Annotated in this window: 14 protein-coding genes; 3 read left to right on the top strand and 11 right to left on the bottom strand. The window is 66.5% G+C overall.

Going from position 1 to position 15244, the window contains the following annotated elements; translation table 11 throughout:
- Nucleotides 1-217: 217 nt before the first annotated feature.
- Nucleotides 218-1261: a response regulator gene (locus DFLDMN_RS17045; RefSeq protein WP_423196049.1), complete on the top strand. Its 1044-nt coding sequence runs from the start codon at nucleotides 218-220 to the stop codon at nucleotides 1259-1261.
- Here the strand turns inward: DFLDMN_RS17045 and DFLDMN_RS17040 are convergent, their stop codons facing one another.
- The 9 genes from DFLDMN_RS17040 to DFLDMN_RS17000 all read right to left on the bottom strand — a co-directional run bounded on the left by DFLDMN_RS17040 (nucleotide 1262) and on the right by DFLDMN_RS17000 (nucleotide 11373).
- Nucleotides 1262-2617, bottom strand: a complete 1356-nt coding sequence (locus DFLDMN_RS17040) for a THUMP domain-containing class I SAM-dependent RNA methyltransferase (protein WP_423196048.1) — start codon at nucleotides 2615-2617, stop codon at nucleotides 1262-1264.
- 141 nt (nucleotides 2618-2758) lie between these two features.
- Nucleotides 2759-3364, bottom strand: coding sequence for a 2-hydroxychromene-2-carboxylate isomerase (locus DFLDMN_RS17035; protein ID WP_423196047.1), 606 nt, complete (start codon nucleotides 3362-3364; stop codon nucleotides 2759-2761).
- Between the two features lie 7 nt (nucleotides 3365-3371).
- Nucleotides 3372-3794, bottom strand: coding sequence for a CopD family protein (locus tag DFLDMN_RS17030; protein WP_423196046.1), 423 nt, complete (start codon nucleotides 3792-3794; stop codon nucleotides 3372-3374).
- 47 nt (nucleotides 3795-3841) lie between these two features.
- Nucleotides 3842-5122 (bottom strand): glutamate-5-semialdehyde dehydrogenase, encoded by a 1281-nt coding sequence (locus tag DFLDMN_RS17025; protein WP_423198453.1) that lies wholly within the window; start codon nucleotides 5120-5122, stop codon nucleotides 3842-3844.
- A 151-nt stretch (nucleotides 5123-5273) separates the two neighbouring features.
- Entirely contained in the window at nucleotides 5274-6332 is a 1059-nt protein-coding gene (gene holA, locus DFLDMN_RS17020) for a DNA polymerase III subunit delta (protein WP_423196045.1), read from the bottom strand.
- An 8-nt stretch (nucleotides 6333-6340) separates the two neighbouring features.
- Nucleotides 6341-6847, bottom strand: a complete 507-nt coding sequence (lptE, locus tag DFLDMN_RS17015; protein ID WP_423196044.1) for an LPS assembly lipoprotein LptE — start codon at nucleotides 6845-6847, stop codon at nucleotides 6341-6343.
- A gap of 58 nt (nucleotides 6848-6905) precedes the next feature.
- Nucleotides 6906-9527 carry a leucine--tRNA ligase gene (gene leuS, locus DFLDMN_RS17010; RefSeq protein WP_423196043.1) on the bottom strand — a complete coding sequence of 874 codons (2622 nt, stop codon included), beginning with the start codon at nucleotides 9525-9527 and terminating at the stop codon, nucleotides 6906-6908.
- A gap of 181 nt (nucleotides 9528-9708) precedes the next feature.
- Nucleotides 9709-10506: a 4-hydroxy-tetrahydrodipicolinate reductase gene (dapB, locus tag DFLDMN_RS17005; protein ID WP_423196042.1), complete on the bottom strand. Its 798-nt coding sequence runs from the start codon at nucleotides 10504-10506 to the stop codon at nucleotides 9709-9711.
- A gap of 135 nt (nucleotides 10507-10641) precedes the next feature.
- Nucleotides 10642-11373 (bottom strand): outer membrane protein assembly factor BamE, encoded by a 732-nt coding sequence (locus DFLDMN_RS17000; RefSeq protein ID WP_423196041.1) that lies wholly within the window; start codon nucleotides 11371-11373, stop codon nucleotides 10642-10644.
- A 245-nt stretch (nucleotides 11374-11618) separates the two neighbouring features.
- Between DFLDMN_RS17000 and fur the strand changes: the two genes are divergently transcribed.
- Nucleotides 11619-12050 carry a ferric iron uptake transcriptional regulator gene (fur, locus tag DFLDMN_RS16995; protein WP_423196040.1) on the top strand — a complete coding sequence of 144 codons (432 nt, stop codon included), beginning with the start codon at nucleotides 11619-11621 and terminating at the stop codon, nucleotides 12048-12050.
- A 127-nt stretch (nucleotides 12051-12177) separates the two neighbouring features.
- Here fur and DFLDMN_RS16990 read toward each other — a convergent pair whose 3' ends face one another.
- On the bottom strand, nucleotides 12178-13170 hold the full coding sequence (locus tag DFLDMN_RS16990) for a LysR family transcriptional regulator (protein WP_423196039.1): 993 nt from the start codon (nucleotides 13168-13170) through the stop codon (nucleotides 12178-12180).
- A 282-nt stretch (nucleotides 13171-13452) separates the two neighbouring features.
- On the opposite strand from DFLDMN_RS16990, the gene DFLDMN_RS16985 reads away from it, so the two are divergent.
- A complete protein-coding gene (locus tag DFLDMN_RS16985; protein WP_423196038.1) occupies nucleotides 13453-14076 on the top strand; it encodes a flavin reductase family protein in 624 nt (207 codons plus the stop codon).
- 133 nt (nucleotides 14077-14209) lie between these two features.
- Here DFLDMN_RS16985 and gap read toward each other — a convergent pair whose 3' ends face one another.
- Entirely contained in the window at nucleotides 14210-15211 is a 1002-nt protein-coding gene (gene gap, locus DFLDMN_RS16980; RefSeq protein WP_423196037.1) for a type I glyceraldehyde-3-phosphate dehydrogenase, read from the bottom strand.
- Nucleotides 15212-15244 lie beyond the last annotated feature (33 nt).

Raw genomic sequence — 15244 nt, 5'->3', positions numbered from 1 at the left:
CGCGCGGCTTGCGCGGCCCCGTTGGCGCGCTATACTGGCCCCGAACCTTGGCGCCACGCGAGAGCCAAAGCGTGGCGACAGCCAGCCGGCGTGGCAGCCCATGTGGCACTGTGGCACTGTGCCACTGTCGCACTGTGGCACCTACGCGCCGCCGCCTTCGACGTATCCGCCCCGCACCCGAGACTCATTCACCGTCCGCTGCCGATCCGAACGCATCATGACTTTCAGCCCGCACGACAGAAGCCTGTCGGTCTTCCATCACCCCATCCTGACGGTGCTTGTGGATGACAGCAAGTCGTTCATCGATAGTCTGGCCTTCCAGATGGATGCGTCGCGCGCGGTGGTCAGCTTTACCGATCCGCGCGAGGCACTGACCTGGATCCGCCAGTCGTACGACACGCGCTACCCGGGCTTCCTGCCGGTCCGCGTGACGCACGACGACCTGACCTTCCTCAGCGAGCGGCGCACGGTGCAGCTCGACGTCGACCGCATTCACCGCCAGATTCACGACGTGCAGCGCTTTCTCCAGCCGGGCGTGATCGTGGTCGACTATTCGATGCCGCAGATGGACGGCCTCGAGTTCTGCCAGGCGTTGTCGGACCTGCCCTGCAAGACCATCCTGCTGACCGGCACCGCCGACGAGAGCATCGCGATCCAGGGTTTCAACAACGGGCTGATCGACCGCTACGTCAAGAAGCACGACCCCAACATGGTGGCGCGCCTCGATCAGGAGATCGACGCACTGCAGCAACAGTACTTCGCCACGCTGTCACGCACGCTGCGCGACCTGCTGACGCGCCATTCGTACTCGTTCCTGTCCGATCCGGTCATGGCGGAACGGGTGCGCCAGACCGCCGCGCGCTACAACTTCGTCGAGTACTACCTCTACCCGAATCCGGTCGGCATCCTGCTGCTGACGGCACAAGGCCACGCCACCCTGATGGTGATCGAGACCCGCGCCGGGCTGATGAACCAGGTGGAATCGGCGGAAGCTTACGAGGCGCCGGCCGCGTTGATCGAAGGCCTGCGCGAGGGCCGCATCGTGCCGTTCTTCTGGCCCGGCAACGGCATGTACACGCCGGCCTGCATCGACTGGGAGCAGTACTGCCTGCCGGCGGAGCGCTGCGAAGGCCGCGAGGAATATTTCTATGCCCTGTTCGACCTGCCGCGCCATCTGCTGCAGGAGCCGGTGGTCAGTCTGCAGAGCTTCCTGAGCGAGTTCGCCCGCAATCGCGAGGCGCTCACCCACCGCAAGGCCTGATCAGGCCGCCGGACCGGTGTCCGGCGCGGTGCCCGGGCTGGTGTCCGACGAACGGTCCGCGGCAGGCCGGTTGCCGCCACGCACCATGTCAAAGCGGAACAGCCGGCATTCGATATTGCCGTTGTAGAGCGGCGTGCGCCGCGATTCCTTGAGCCGCATGCGCCGGGGCATGGTCATGTCGCCCGTGAAGACCCACGCCTGCCAGCCCGCGAAATGCTGCTTGAGCGTGGTGGCAAACGCGCTCGCAAACTGGTTGGCGGCGGCCTCCTCGGCTTCGTCGCGCGGCGCGGCCTCGGCTGGCTGGCGCCGCTCGCCGCGCACGACGATACGCTCGCCGTAGGGCGGATTCATCAACAGCATGCCCGGCTCGGCCGACTCCGCCGTACCCGCCCCCGCCTCGGCACCCACGTCCGCAAACGATGGCGGCTGGACAAAGCGCGCATCGACCTGCTTGAGGCGCGCTTCGCCCGGCAGGCCCGCGCGCTGCCAGTTGGCCTGCGCCTTGGCCAGCATGTCCGTCGAAATATCGGAGCCTGCCACCCGCAGCGTATCGGGATTGGCCGCCTGGGCCAGTTCGCGCGCGCGCTGGGCGTCGCTGCGCAGCGTCTGCCAGGCCCGTGTGTCGGCGCCCTTGAGCCATTCGAACGCAAACGTGCGGCCCGCGCCCGGCGCCATGCCCAGCGCGACCTGGGCCGCCTCCACCAGGAAGGTGCCGCTGCCACACATCGGGTCGTAGAACGGCCGCGCGGTGTGCCCGGGCACCCAGCCCGCCAGCCGCAGGATGCCGGCGGCAAGGTTCTCCTTGAGCGGCGCCTCGCCCTTTTCCATGCGCCAGCCGCGCTTGAACAACGGCTCGCCGGTGGTATCGAGGTAGAGCGTGCAGTCGAACTCGGTCAGGTGCGCGTACACGCGCACATCGGGGCTGACCGTATCCACGCTCGGCCGCGCACCGAGCCGCTCGCGCATGGCGTCGCAGATACCGTCCTTGACGCGCAGCGCGGCAAAGTTGAGGCTGCGCAGCGGCGACTTGTGCGAGGTGACATCGATACGCAACGACTCGTCGGGCGAGAACCAGGTCTCCCAGCGCTGCGCGCGTGCCAGCGCGTAGACATCGTCCTCATGCCGGCAACCCTTCTGCGCCACGCGCAGCAGCACGCGGCTGGCAATGCGCGAATGGAGGTTGACCGCATAGGCGGCCGCCATGCCGCCCGAGAACGGCACGCCGCCCGGCATCTCGCCATGGACATTGAACGGCGCCGTGGCGACCACCACCGGCATCTGGGCGATCTCGCGCAGCTCTTCGGCAAGCGCGCTCTCGAGGCCGCGCGGGCAAGGGGCAAAGAAGGCTTCGGTCATGGCATCGGGCAACAATGAGACAACAAGGGGACAACAAAGGGGCAACAAGCGGACCACACAGGCGGCTACGGGCAAAGCCGCCGCCGCAAACAAAAACGTCCGCCGTGGCGGACGGGATACCGCGATACGATCGTGCCGGCCTCAGCGCGCCGCCAGCGCGCGGTCGACAAATTCAAGCCGGTCCTGGCCCCAGAACGACTCGCCATCCACCACGAACCACGGCGCGCCGAACACGCCCGCAGACATCGCGTCCTGCGTGTTCTGCGCATAGGCCGCCTGCACCGCCTGCGCCTCGCTGGCCTTGAGCAGGCTCGCGCCGTCAAAGCCGTTCTCGTCCGCGATCTGGGCCAGCGTGGCCGCGTCGGCGATATTGCGCTGCTCGGCCCACACGGCACGGCAGATGGCGCCGGTCAGCACCAGCGCGCGCGCCGTGCCGTGGGCCAGTTGCGCGGCAATGATCAGGCGCGCGGCGGCGTCGCCGGAGACCGGAAAGAAGGTCGGCTGCGGGTGGATCGGCACGCCCAGGTATTCGCCCCAGCGCACGATCTCCACCAGCCGGTACGCCTGCCGCTGCGGCGGGCGTTGCGCGAGCGGCAGACCGCCCGAAACCGAGAAGACCTTGCCGAGATCGCACGGCTTGAGGAGGACCTGCGCGTTGTGGCGCGCCGCGATCTCCACGAAGCGCGCATGCCCCAGATAGACGAACGGGGACTGGGGCGCCAGGAAATATTCGACCTGCTTGCTCATCTTTTCCTCAGAACGGTTTGACCACCACCAGGATCACGATTGCCAGCAGTACCAGTACCGGCATCTCGTTGAACCAGCGATAAAACGTGTGCGAGCGCGTATTACGGCCCGCTTCGAACTTGCGCAGCAATACGCCGCAGCCATGGTGATAGCCGATCAGCACCACCACCAGCGCGAGCTTCGCATGCATCCACCCCTGTCCCGGCCCGCGTCCGATGCCGTAGCCGAGAAACAGCCACAGGCCGAACACCACGGCCGGCACCGCCAGTATCGTCATGAAGCGGAACAGCTTGCGCGCCATCAGCAGCAGCCGCTGCGTGGCCGCCGTATCGGTCTCCATCGCCAGATTGACGAAGATGCGCGGCAGATAGAACAGCCCGGCGAACCACGAAACCACAAAGACGATATGCAGCGACTTGATCCAGAGCATGGCGGACGATTGTGATCGATTTATGTGTCGGAAGGCAGCGGCCGGATTCAGGTACGGATCTCGCCGTGCCCGAACACCACATACTTGAGCGAGGTCAGCCCTTCCAGCCCGACCGGCCCGCGCGCGTGGAGCTTGTCGTTGGAGATGCCGATCTCCGCGCCAAGGCCGTATTCGAAGCCGTCGGCAAAGCGCGTCGACGCATTGATCATCACGCTGGCCGAATCGACCTCGCGCAGGAAGCGCATGCCGGTGGAGTAGTTCTCGGTGATGATGGAATCGGTATGCGCCGAACCGTAGGTGTTGATATGGGCGATGGCCGCATCGAGGCCGTCGACCGTGCGGATCGCCAGCACCGGAGCCAGGTATTCCAGGCGCCAGTCCTCCTCGTTGGCATCGACGAGGCCGCGGAAGCCGGCCGCCTCCAGCGTGGCGCGCGTGTCGGCGCAGACGCGCAGCTCGACACCCTTCTCCTGGTAGATGCGGCACAGCGGCGGCAACACCTGCGCGGCGATGCCGCGGGCCACCAGCAGCGTTTCCATCGTATTGCACGGCGCGTAGCGCTGCGTCTTGGCGTTGTCGCACACGCGCACCGCCTTGTCGAGATCGGCGTCGTCGTCCACGTAGACGTGGCAGATCCCGTCCAGATGCTTGATCATCGGCACGCGCGCCTCTTCCATCAGTCGCGCGATCAGGCTCTTGCCGCCACGCGGCACGATCACGTCGACATACTGGGTCATCGTGATCAGGCGTCCCACGGCGGCGCGGTCGGTGGTCTCGATGACCTGCACGGCTTGCGCCGGCAGCCCCGCGTCGGCCAGCCCTTCGGCCACCAGTGCAGCCAGCGCGGTATTCGACTCGATCGCCTCCGAGCCGCCGCGCAGGATGGTCGCATTGCCCGACTTCAGGCACAGCGCCGCCGCGTCGATGGTCACGTTGGGGCGCGATTCGTAGATGATGCCGATCACGCCGAGCGGCACGCGCATCTGTCCGACCTGGATGCCGGTCGGGCGGAACTTCATGTTGGTGATCTCGCCGATCGGGTCGGGCAGCGCGGCAATCTGTTCGAGGCCGGCGGCCATGGTGGCGATGGCCTTGTCCGACAGCGTCAGGCGGTCGACGAAGGCGGCGTCCTGCCCGTTGGCGCGGGCACGCTCGACATCGCGCGCGTTGACGGCCTTGAGCCGGTCGGCGTCGCGGCGGATGGCGGCGGCAATGGTCAGCAGCGCGCGGTTCTTGTCGGCGGTGGAGGCACGCGCCATCGCGCGCGAAGCCGCGCGGGCCTGCTGGCCGACGCGGTCCATGTACTGGTTGAGGTCGAACTCGGTCATGATCGTGGCCGGGAAGCGTCCCGGCATGCTTGCTGTCTTGTGGGGCCGGTGGCGTTCGGTGCCGGTCCGGTGCCGGTTCGGTGCCGGTCCGGTGCCGGTCCGCCGCCGGTCAAAGCCGCCGATGGCCGATGCGGTTCGCTGCTGCGCACCACTAACGCGCGATCGTCAGCGCCAGCTGCTGCAGGCCATCCCAGGGCTCGGCGGGCAGTGGCATGCCGGACGGCCCCGGCAAATCGCCCAGGCCCTTGACCTGCCGGTCCAGCCGCGCGGCCAGGGCCAGCGCGGCCTCGAGCTGCGCCGTCGACAGCCGCTGCGCGGCCTGCGGCACCAGCCGCTCGCGCGGTCCCCAGACCCGCAACTCACGCATCAGCACCGGTGCCGGCTTGCCTTCGGCCAGCCCTTGCCGGACCTTGGATAATACGCGAATTTCCTCGGTCAGCGCCCACAGCACCAGTACCGTGGCCTCGCCCTCGCCGCGCAGTCCTGCCAGCATGCGCACGAGCCGCGGCACATCGCCGGCCAGCATCGCCTCGGACAGCTTGAATACATCGTAGCGGGCCACGTTGAGCACCGCGTCATGGACCTGGTCGAAACTCAGTGCACCGGGCGGATAGAGCAATCCGAGCTTCTGGATTTCCTGGTGCGCCGCCAGCAGATTGCCCTCCACCTTGTCGGCAATGAACTGCAGCGCGCGGCGGCCCGGCTCGCCCGCCTCCACCCGCTGCTGCTGCAGCGCCAGCCGCTCGCCCACCCACGCCGGCAGGCGCGTGCGGTCCACCGTATCGACCTTGATCGAGACGCCCGCACCTTCGAGCGCCTGGAACCAGGCCGACTTGGCGGTGGCAAAGTCGAGCCGCGGCAGCGTCACCAGCATCAGCACGTCGGGCGACGGCTGCGCCGCCACGGCACGCAGCGCCTCGCCGCCGTCCTTGCCGGGCTTGCCGGTGGGAATGCGAACCTCGACGATCTTGCGGTCGCCGAACAGCGACATCGACTGCTGCGCCTCGACCAGCTGGCTCCAGTGAAAGCCGCGCTCGGCCACCAGCACGTCGCGCTCGGTAAAGCCGGCCTCGCGCGCGGCGCGGCGCAGCCGGTCCACGGCCTCCAGCACCAGCAGGTGCTCGTCGCCGTGCACCACATAGAGCGGCGCCAGGCCCTTGGCCTGGGCCTGCTTCAGGTGTGCGTCGAGGCCATCGAGCCGCAGCTGCATGGCGTGCGTCAGACCGCCTTGACCGCGGACAGGCGACGCATCAGCTGCTGCACGATATCGCGCTGCATGTCGCGATAGAGCTGCTGTTCCTCGTAGTCCTTGGCCAGCGTGGCGGACTCGTTGTACGTGATATCGCGCGTCAGGACCATGGTCGACGGCGGAATCAGTTCCTTGCCCGCGGCATTGCGCAGGCGGAAGGTAAAGCGCTGGGTCAGGCGGTATTCGCGCACCACGCCCTCGGTCGTGATCGACAGGATCGAACGGCCACGGGTGTCGCCGAGTACGTCGAGCAGCGCGTCGGCCTGTTTCGGGTCCTCGACCACCACCGTATCGGAGCCGCCGCGCACCGTACGGCGCAGGTCGGCCCCCATCAGCGAGTTGGCCGGCATGCCGATATAGAGTTTCTTGAACGCGAAGTCGGCGGTGCCGCGCATGTGAAAGCCGCAGCCCGCCAGCAGGCCGGCGGCCAGCATCGTGGCAAGTACCGTGCGGCGGCGCAGGTTCGGTCGGGTCATGGCTGCTGGGGTCCTCTGCTATACGGGCTAGACGGGCGATACAGTGGGTGTGCCAGGGTTACACCACGACGTTGACGAGGCGTCCGGGCACCACCACGATCTTCTTGGGCGTGGCCCCGGCGGCAAACTTCGCCACCGTCTCGCTGGCGGCGGCCATCGCCTCGATTGCAGCGCGGTCGGCATCGGCCGGCACGGTCAGGCTGCCGCGCACCTTGCCGTTCACCTGCAGCACCAGTTCGATCTCGCTGCGCACGAGCGCGGCGTCGTCGACCTGCGGCCACGGCGCGTCGAGCAGTTCGCCCGCTTCGGCGGCATAGCCGAGCGCCTGCCACAGGCCGTGCGCGATATGCGGCACCACCGGATACAGCACGCGCAGCAGGATGCCGAAGCCCTCGCGGCGCGCGGCCGGCGACGCGCCCTTGGCGTCTTCCAGCGCGTTCAGCATCTTCATGGTGGCGGACACCACGGTGTTGTACTGGATGCGCTGGTAATCGTAGTTGGCCTGCTTGAGCACGCCATGCAGCTCGCGGCGCAGCGCGGCATCGTCGGCCACCGGCGCGGTGCCGGCGCCGTCGCGGATGGCGTCGGCGTTGGCATGGCCATAGGCCCACACGCGGCGCAGGAAGCGCGACGCGCCCTCCACGCCCGAACCGCTCCACTCGAGCTGCTGCTCGGGCGGCGCGGCAAACATCACGAACAGGCGCGCGGTATCGGCACCGTACTGGTCGATCAGCGCCTGCGGGTCGATGCCATTGTTCTTGGACTTCGACATCTTCTCGACGCCGCCGATCACCACCGGCTGGCCATCGGCCTTGAGCGTCGCGCCCACCGGGCGGCCGCGCTCGTCGGTTTTCACATCGACCTCGGCCGGGTTGTACCACGTCTTCTTGCCGCTGGCGTCCTCGCGATAGTACGTCTCGTTGAGCACCATGCCCTGCGTGAGCAGGTTGGTGAACGGCTCGTCGAATTTGACCAGGCCCAGGTCGCGCATGACCTTGGTCCAGAAGCGCGCATACAGCAGGTGCAGGATCGCGTGTTCGATGCCGCCGATGTACTGGTCCATCGGCATCCAGTAATCGTTGCGCGCGTCGACCATGCTGGCGGCGTCCGGGCACGTATAGCGCATGTAGTACCAGCACGAGTCGATGAACGTATCCATCGTGTCGGTCTCGCGGCGCGCGGGCTTGCCGCACGACGGGCACGTGCAGTTCAGGAAGCGCGGGTCCTTGGCCAGCGGGTTGCCGCTGCCGTCCGGCACCAGGTCCTCGGGCAGCACCACGGGCAGGTCCTGCTCGGGCACCGGCACCACGCCGCAGCTGTCGCAATGGATCAGCGGGATCGGCGTGCCCCAGTAGCGCTGACGCGAAATCCCCCAGTCGCGCAGGCGCCAGGTGGTCTTCTTCTCGCCCAGGCCAAGCGCGCCGATATCGGCGGCAATCGCCTCCACCGCGGCCTGGTAGCCCAGTCCGTCGTACTTGCCGCTATGGATGCAGACGCCGTGTTCCTTGTCGGCATACCACTCCTGCCAGGCATCGGTGTCGTACGGCTGGCCCTTGACGTCCACCACCTGGCGGATCGGCAGGCCGTACTTGCGCGCGAACGCGAAGTCGCGCTCGTCGTGCGCGGGCACGCCCATCACGGCGCCGTCGCCATAGGTCATCAGCACGTAGTTGCCGACCCACACCTCGACCTCGTCGCCGGTCAGCGGATGCGTGACCTTGAGCCCCGTCGGCATGCCCTTCTTCTCCATGGTCGCCATGTCGGCTTCCATGACCGAGCCCTGCTTGCATTCCTCGATGAACGCCGCCAGCGCCGGGTTCGACGCGGCCGCATGCGTGGCCAGCGGGTGCTCGGCCGCTACCGCGCAGAACGTCACGCCCATGATGGTGTCGGCACGCGTGGTGAACACATACAGCTTGCCGTCCTGGATCGGCTGGCCGTCGGCACCGGCAATCTTGTGCGGGAAGGCAAAGCGCACGCCCACACTCTTGCCGATCCAGTTCTGCTGCATCACCTTGACGCGCTCGGGCCAGCCGAGGCCGTCGAGGTCGCCCAGCAGCTCCTCCGCGTAATCGGTGATGCGCAGGTAGTACATCGGGATTTCGCGCTTCTCGACGATCGCACCCGAGCGCCAGCCGCGGCCGTCGATGACCTGCTCGTTGGCCAGCACGGTCTGGTCCACCGGGTCCCAGTTCACGGTGCCGGTCTTGCGATAGGCGATGCCGCGCTCCAGCATCTTGAGGAACAGCCACTGGTTCCAGCGATAGTAGTCGGGGCTGCAGGTCGCGACCTCGCGCGACCAGTCGATCGCCAGGCCCATCGACTGCATCTGCTTCTTCATGTAAGCGATGTTGTCGTAGGTCCATGCGGCGGGCGCCACGCCATTGTTGATGGCCGCATTCTCGGCCGGCATGCCGAACGCGTCCCAACCCATCGGCATCAGCACGTTATGACCGTTCATGCGCAGGTAGCGCGCCATCACGTCGTTGATGGTGTAGTTGCGCACGTGTCCCATATGCAGCTTGCCCGACGGATACGGCAGCATCGAGCAGGCGTAGAACTTGGCCTTCTCCTTGCCGTCGGGTCCGGCCGCATGCTCCGATACCCGATAGGCATCGGTGGCTTGCCAGTGCTGCTGGGCGGCTTGTTCAACGGCGGACGGAAGGTATTTGTCTTGCATGATCAGGACAGCGATTCAGGACAGCGATTCAGAGGACGGCGATTCGGGATGGCAGCTTCAGGACCGCGGGTTCAGGGCCGCGGCCGGTCGGCAGCCCGGCGCGCGCCAACACCAGAGCGTGCGCGCCGGCCACCGCCACGATGGGTGAAGCCAAAGCAACGATTATACGGTTCCGGACGGCTTACTTGAGGCCCAGCACGTCCTGCATGTCGTACAGGCCGTTCGGCTTGCCGGCCAGGAAGCGCGCCGCGCGCACGGCGCCGTCGGCGTAGGACCGGCGGCTCGACGACTTGTGGCTGATCTCGATGCGTTCGCCGATGCCCGCGAACATGACGGTGTGATCGCCGACGATATCGCCGCCGCGCACCGTGGCAAAGCCGATCGACTGCGGATCGCGCTCGCCGGTATGGCCCTCGCGTGCATAGACCGCGCACTGGTCCAGGTCGCGCCCCAGTGCCTTGGCCACCACCTCGCCCATGGTCAGCGCGGTGCCGGACGGCGCATCGACCTTGTGGCGATGGTGCGCCTCGATGATCTCGACGTCATAGCCCGTCGACAGCAGCTTGGCCGCCACTTCCAGCAGCTTGAACGTCGCGTTCACGCCCACGCTCATGTTGGACGCGAAGACGATGCCGACATCCTGCGCCGCCTCGGTGAGCGCGGCCTTGCCGGCGGCGTCGAAGCCCGTGGTGCCGATCACCATCTTCACGCCCATGCGGCGCGCCACGGCCAGGTGGGCCAGCGTGCCCGCCGGACGGGTGAAGTCGATCAGGCAATCCACACCGCTCAGGCCCGCCTCCAGATCCGCGGTGATCGTCACGCCGGTCTGCCGGCCGAGGAACAGCCCCGCGTCCTGGCCCAGTGCCATCGCGCCCGGCACGTCGAGCGCGCCCGCCAGCGTGACGCCGTCGGTATCGAGGATGTATTCGATCAGCATGCGGCCCATGCGGCCGGAAGCGCCTGCGATGGCGATGTTCATGTCGGTATCAGTCGTGGTGGAAGGTAACGGGGCCGATCCGCAACGGGCCGGCCCGGAAGCGGGAATCAGATCGTGCGAAGCGGGTGGCGCGGATTGGCCGGCGTGGATCCGTCGGCGCGCGCAGGTCCGCGCAGGTCAATTGACCGGTTTGACCGTCGGGGCGGGCGCCTCGGCAGCGGGGGCCTCCGGCGTCTGCGGCGCGGCGGCAGCCGGGGCGGCGGGGGTGGCCGCCGGCGCCGAGGCATCCGCGGCCGGCGCGGGGGCGGACGTGGCGGACGTCGCCGCGGTCGGGGTCGGGGACGCCGAGGCCTGCTGGGTGGCGGTCGCAGCGCTGGCCGGCGCGGCGGCGGGCGCGCTGGCGGGCGCGCTGGCTGCCGCCGGCTGCGTCTTCGGCACATCGTCGTTGGTGCCGGTCAGGATCTTGGTCGCGGTCTGGTTCTTCTGCACCGCCTTGAAACCGTCGATTTCGGCGATCAGCTCATACTCGGACGGCAGTTCGTCGCCGCCAAACCTGGCCAGCTTGTCGCCGTCAAAGAATACGGTAAAGCGGCGTTGCTGCACCACCGGCGTGCTGCCGCGGCGGAACGAGAACACATAATCCCAGCGATTGGCGTGGAACACGTCGGTCAGCAGCGGCGTGCCGAGCAGGAAGCGCACCTGGTCGCGCGTCATGCCTTCCCGCAATTGCGAGGCGGCTTCACGCGAGACGAAGTTGCCTTGCACGATATTGATACGGTACGGCGTGATGGCGTTGGCCACCTTGCGCGAGGTGCTGTCGTAAGCCGAGCAGGCGCCGGCCAGCAGTGCGGCTGCCAGCAGGGAAGTCACCAGCGCCGGGCGCATGGCGGTCGAACGGTTTGAACGCATGTCTCTCGCTTCAAAAAAGGAGGGGTAGGCATTGTCCGGAGTCCGCGCCGAGTGGTCCAGCCGAGGTTTCCCCGGGCGGCCGATAGACGGCCTGGGGGCGCGGCGGAAGCGGCGGGTTCGGCACGGTACGCGGCTACGGGATCCCGCAGGGGCCTGCCGGGGCCGGCCGGGTACCAAGGCGACTTTTGTCGCCAAAACCCTTATGATTCAGCTATCCAGACATTGTACTCTAGGGAGTCACGCCCATGCCGAGTCCGGCGGACCTCAAAAATATCGGCCTCAAGGCGACCGTCCCCCGCCTGAAGATCCTCGAGATCTTCCAGACCAGCGAGCAGCGCCACCTGAGCGCGGAAGACGTCTACCGTATCCTGCTCAACGAGCATATGGATATCGGTCTTGCCACGGTCTATCGCGTGCTGACCCAGTTCGAACAGGCCGGCCTGCTGTCGCGCAACAACTTCGAATCGGGCAAGGCCATCTTCGAGCTCAACGAGGGCAAGCACCACGATCACCTGGTGTGCCTCGATTGCGGCCGCGTCGAGGAGTTCTTCGATTCCGAGATCGAGCATCGCCAGCAGAGCATCGCGCGCGAGCGCGGCTTTGCGCTGCAGGAACACGCGTTGTCGCTCTATGGCAACTGCACCAAGCACGAGTGTCCCCACAAACCCAAACGATAAGCGCTGCCCCCGGCCACAGCCGGGCGGCCCCGCCATAAAAAAACCGGCGCCATGGCGCCGGTTTTTTCATGGCCGAGAACGTAGGTCCCGCGTCGGCCCTTGTCGCTTCCGTGCGAAGCCGCCCCGCTCAGGGTTCCTCGACGATGTCCTGCTCGATCATCGCCCGCTGCGCGCGCGAAACCTGCGGTAGCCCGACGAACTCCCCCACGACCTGACGGAACAGGCCGCGCGCCCATACCAGCATCGGATGGGTATTGCGGCTGCGGTGCCAGAACATGTTGAGGCCCAGCATCGTATTGAGCTCGCCCGGCAGCGGAAACGCCTTGAGGCCATAGGTTTCGCACGCCATGTCCTTGGTCAGCGCGTTGACCGTGAAGATCATGTCGGTCTGCGCCGCCAGCTCGGCCTGCGCGCGCCACGAATGCACGGTCAGGGTGGCGTTGCGCTTGAGGCCGCGCTGCTGCAGCGCGTAGTCGAGCGGAATCAGCGCCGGCGCCGGCCGGCCTGCGCCGCCGGAGTGGGCCATGAAGATATGGCTGCAATCGAGATACTGTTCGAGCGTGCATTCCGCCTGCAGCACCGGGTGGCTCTTGCGCGCGCACACCCACAGGTTCAACGACGTCACCATCTCCTCGACGATCTCGGGATGGCGGGTCGGGAACGGCGAGAACGCGAGGTCCAGCTCGTTGGCGCGCATCGATGCCACATCCGCTTCCCACGAATGGGACTCGAGCAGGCGGATATGCAGGTCGGGCGCGAGCTGCTTGATGCGAAGCACGAAACGGTTGAACACCGTATCGCCGAGCTCCGCGGCAAAACCGATATTGAGCGTGCCGGTGGCGACGGCCGGATCGAAATTGTCGGCGTCGCCCTCATTAATGGACGACCACAGGTCCAGCATGTCGCGGATCTTCGGCCCCAGTTCGAGCGCGCGCGGCGTCGGCGTCAGGCCATGCGGCACACGGATAAAGAGCGGATCGTCGAAGATCTCGCGCAGGCGGCCCAGCGAGTGCGAGACCGCGGGCGCCGTCATGTGCATCTTTTCCGCCACGTATGTGGCGTTTCGCTTGCTTAGCAGCTCGGTGAAAATCACGAGCAGCTTGGTATCCACGTTCACCATGATCAGGCCCGGTCAGTTTTTTACGTGCTTCGTCGATGGCCCCACCACTTGCACTGGCTGCACATCAGATGTCAACAGATTCTTCTAGTGTAAGAGGAAAAAACTACCTCGGAAAGCAAATTCAGCATTTCTTGCACTCTGTCTGGGCGCATTTTGATCTGAATTAGACTTTATCGCGACAGATAATGTCCGAGACCTGCTTTATGACGCGGTTTTTGTCTGGTGGCTATAGTAAACGCCCTGCTTTAGAGGGGCGACCCGGCCCCGAACTTTCCGACCGTCATGACTACTTTTCGCGCTCCCGTCGAACTGGAAAAAGCTTACCGCCTTTTGAACCACGGTCCGACCGTTCTGGTCAGCGCCGCCCACGGTGGCCGGCGCAACATCATGGCGGCGGCGTGGGCCATGCCGCTCGATTTCGCACCGCCCAAGGTGGCGGTGGTGCTCGACAAATCGACCTGGACGCGCCAGCTGCTCGAAGCCAGCGGCGAGTTCGCGCTGCACGTCCCCACCGTCAGCCAGGTCGACCTGACCCAGGCGCTGGGGTCGAGCTCGGGGCTCGCGCTCACGGAGCAGCAGGGAATCGACAAGTTCGCCGCCTATGGCTTGCAGACGTTTGCCGGGCAGGTGGTCGGCGCGCCGTTGCTGGAAGGCTGTGCCGCATGGCTCGAATGCCGCTTGCTGCCGGAGGCCGGCATTCAGCAATCGTATGATCTGTTTCTTGGGGAGGTGGTCGCCGCACACGCGGATACGCGGGTGTTCAGCGCAGGCCGCTGGCACTTCGAGGGCCAGGACGCACTACGGACGATTCATCATGTGGCCGGGGGCCACTTTCTGGTCGATGGCGACGCCATCGACGCCAGGCCGCTGACACCTGATGGCACCGATGGCACCGATGGCGCCTGAGCAGGCGGCAGAGATGGCGGCAGAGATGGCAGAGACGGCAGGAGACGGCAGGAAACGACGGGGGACGCTCAGTGAAAAGCGCCCCGCCCCAGCGCCTGGCACCGGGGCGGACACAGCAAGATAGCGGAAGCGCTTACTTCTTGGCTACCACGCGGGCCATCTCGAGCACCTTGTTCGAGTAGCCCCATTCGTTGTCGTACCAGCTCACGACCTTGATAAAGGTCGAGTCCAGCGCGATACCAGCTTCGGCGTCGAAAATCGAGGTGCGTGCATCACCGCGGAAATCGGTGGCCACCACCTTGTCCTCGGTATAGCCCAGGATGCCCTTGAGCGCGCCCTGGCTCTGCGACTTCATCTCGGCGCAGATTTCCTCGTAGGTGGCGGGCTTGTCGAGCTCGACGGTCAGGTCGACCACCGACACGTCGGAGGTCGGCACGCGGAACGACATGCCGGTCAGCTTCTTGTTCAGCACCGGGATCACCTTGCCCACGGCCTTGGCGGCGCCGGTCGAGGACGGGATGATGTTTTCCAGGATGCCGCGGCCACCGCGCCAGTCCTTGTTGGACGGGCCGTCGACGGTCTTCTGCGTTGCCGTGGTGGCATGCACGGTGGTCATCAGGCCACGCTTGATGCCCCACTTGTCGTTGAGCACCTTGGCGATCGGTGCCAGGCAGTTGGTGGTGCAGCTGGCGTTCGAGACGATCGCTTCGCCGGCATACGTGTCGTGGTTCACGCCGTACACGAACATCGGGGTGTCGTCCTTCGACGGCGCCGACATGATCACCTTCCGGGCGCCCGCGTCGATGTGCTTCTGCGCGCCTTCCTTGGTCAGGAAGATGCCGGTCGACTCGACCACCACGTCCACGCCCAGCTCGCCCCACTTCAGTTCGGCGGGATCCTTGACCGCGGTCAGGCGGATCTTCTTGCCGTTGACGACCAGCGTATTGCCATCCACCGAGACTTCACCGTCGAAGCGGCCGTGCACCGAGTCGTACTTCAGCATGTAGGCCAGGTAGTCCGGCTCCAGCAGGTCGTTGATGCCGACGACTTCGACGTCCTTGAAATTGGCGACGGCGGCGCGGAACACCATGCGTCCGATACGGCCGAAGCCGTTGATGCCGATCTTGATGGTCATGTCTATCTCCTAGTGACTCGTTGAAACCGGGGC

It is taken from the genome of Cupriavidus sp. H19C3 (genome assembly GCF_049393815.1).
Taxonomy (GTDB): Bacteria; Pseudomonadota; Gammaproteobacteria; order Burkholderiales; family Burkholderiaceae; genus Cupriavidus.
The sequence above is the reverse complement of the archived record's forward strand: the minus strand, read 5'-3'. Positions and strand labels throughout refer to the sequence as shown.

What these genes read in the sequence shown, in the direction of transcription:
- DFLDMN_RS17045 (WP_423196049.1), top strand. Translation starts at nt 218, where the DNA reads ATGACTTTCAGCCCGCACGACAGAAGCCTGTCGGTCTTCCATCACCCC.
- DFLDMN_RS17040 (WP_423196048.1), bottom strand. Translation starts at nt 2,617, where the DNA reads ATGACCGAAGCCTTCTTTGCCCCTTGCCCGCGCGGCCTCGAGAGCGCG.
- DFLDMN_RS17035 (WP_423196047.1), bottom strand. Translation starts at nt 3,364, where the DNA reads ATGAGCAAGCAGGTCGAATATTTCCTGGCGCCCCAGTCCCCGTTCGTC.
- DFLDMN_RS17030 (WP_423196046.1), bottom strand. Translation starts at nt 3,794, where the DNA reads ATGCTCTGGATCAAGTCGCTGCATATCGTCTTTGTGGTTTCGTGGTTC.
- DFLDMN_RS17025 (WP_423198453.1), bottom strand. Translation starts at nt 5,122, where the DNA reads ATGACCGAGTTCGACCTCAACCAGTACATGGACCGCGTCGGCCAGCAG.
- holA (WP_423196045.1), bottom strand. Translation starts at nt 6,332, where the DNA reads ATGCAGCTGCGGCTCGATGGCCTCGACGCACACCTGAAGCAGGCCCAG.
- lptE (WP_423196044.1), bottom strand. Translation starts at nt 6,847, where the DNA reads ATGACCCGACCGAACCTGCGCCGCCGCACGGTACTTGCCACGATGCTG.
- leuS (WP_423196043.1), bottom strand. Translation starts at nt 9,527, where the DNA reads ATGCAAGACAAATACCTTCCGTCCGCCGTTGAACAAGCCGCCCAGCAG.
- dapB (WP_423196042.1), bottom strand. Translation starts at nt 10,506, where the DNA reads ATGAACATCGCCATCGCAGGCGCTTCCGGCCGCATGGGCCGCATGCTG.
- DFLDMN_RS17000 (WP_423196041.1), bottom strand. Translation starts at nt 11,373, where the DNA reads ATGCGTTCAAACCGTTCGACCGCCATGCGCCCGGCGCTGGTGACTTCC.
- fur (WP_423196040.1), top strand. Translation starts at nt 11,619, where the DNA reads ATGCCGAGTCCGGCGGACCTCAAAAATATCGGCCTCAAGGCGACCGTC.
- DFLDMN_RS16990 (WP_423196039.1), bottom strand. Translation starts at nt 13,170, where the DNA reads ATGGTGAACGTGGATACCAAGCTGCTCGTGATTTTCACCGAGCTGCTA.
- DFLDMN_RS16985 (WP_423196038.1), top strand. Translation starts at nt 13,453, where the DNA reads ATGACTACTTTTCGCGCTCCCGTCGAACTGGAAAAAGCTTACCGCCTT.
- gap (WP_423196037.1), bottom strand. Translation starts at nt 15,211, where the DNA reads ATGACCATCAAGATCGGCATCAACGGCTTCGGCCGTATCGGACGCATG.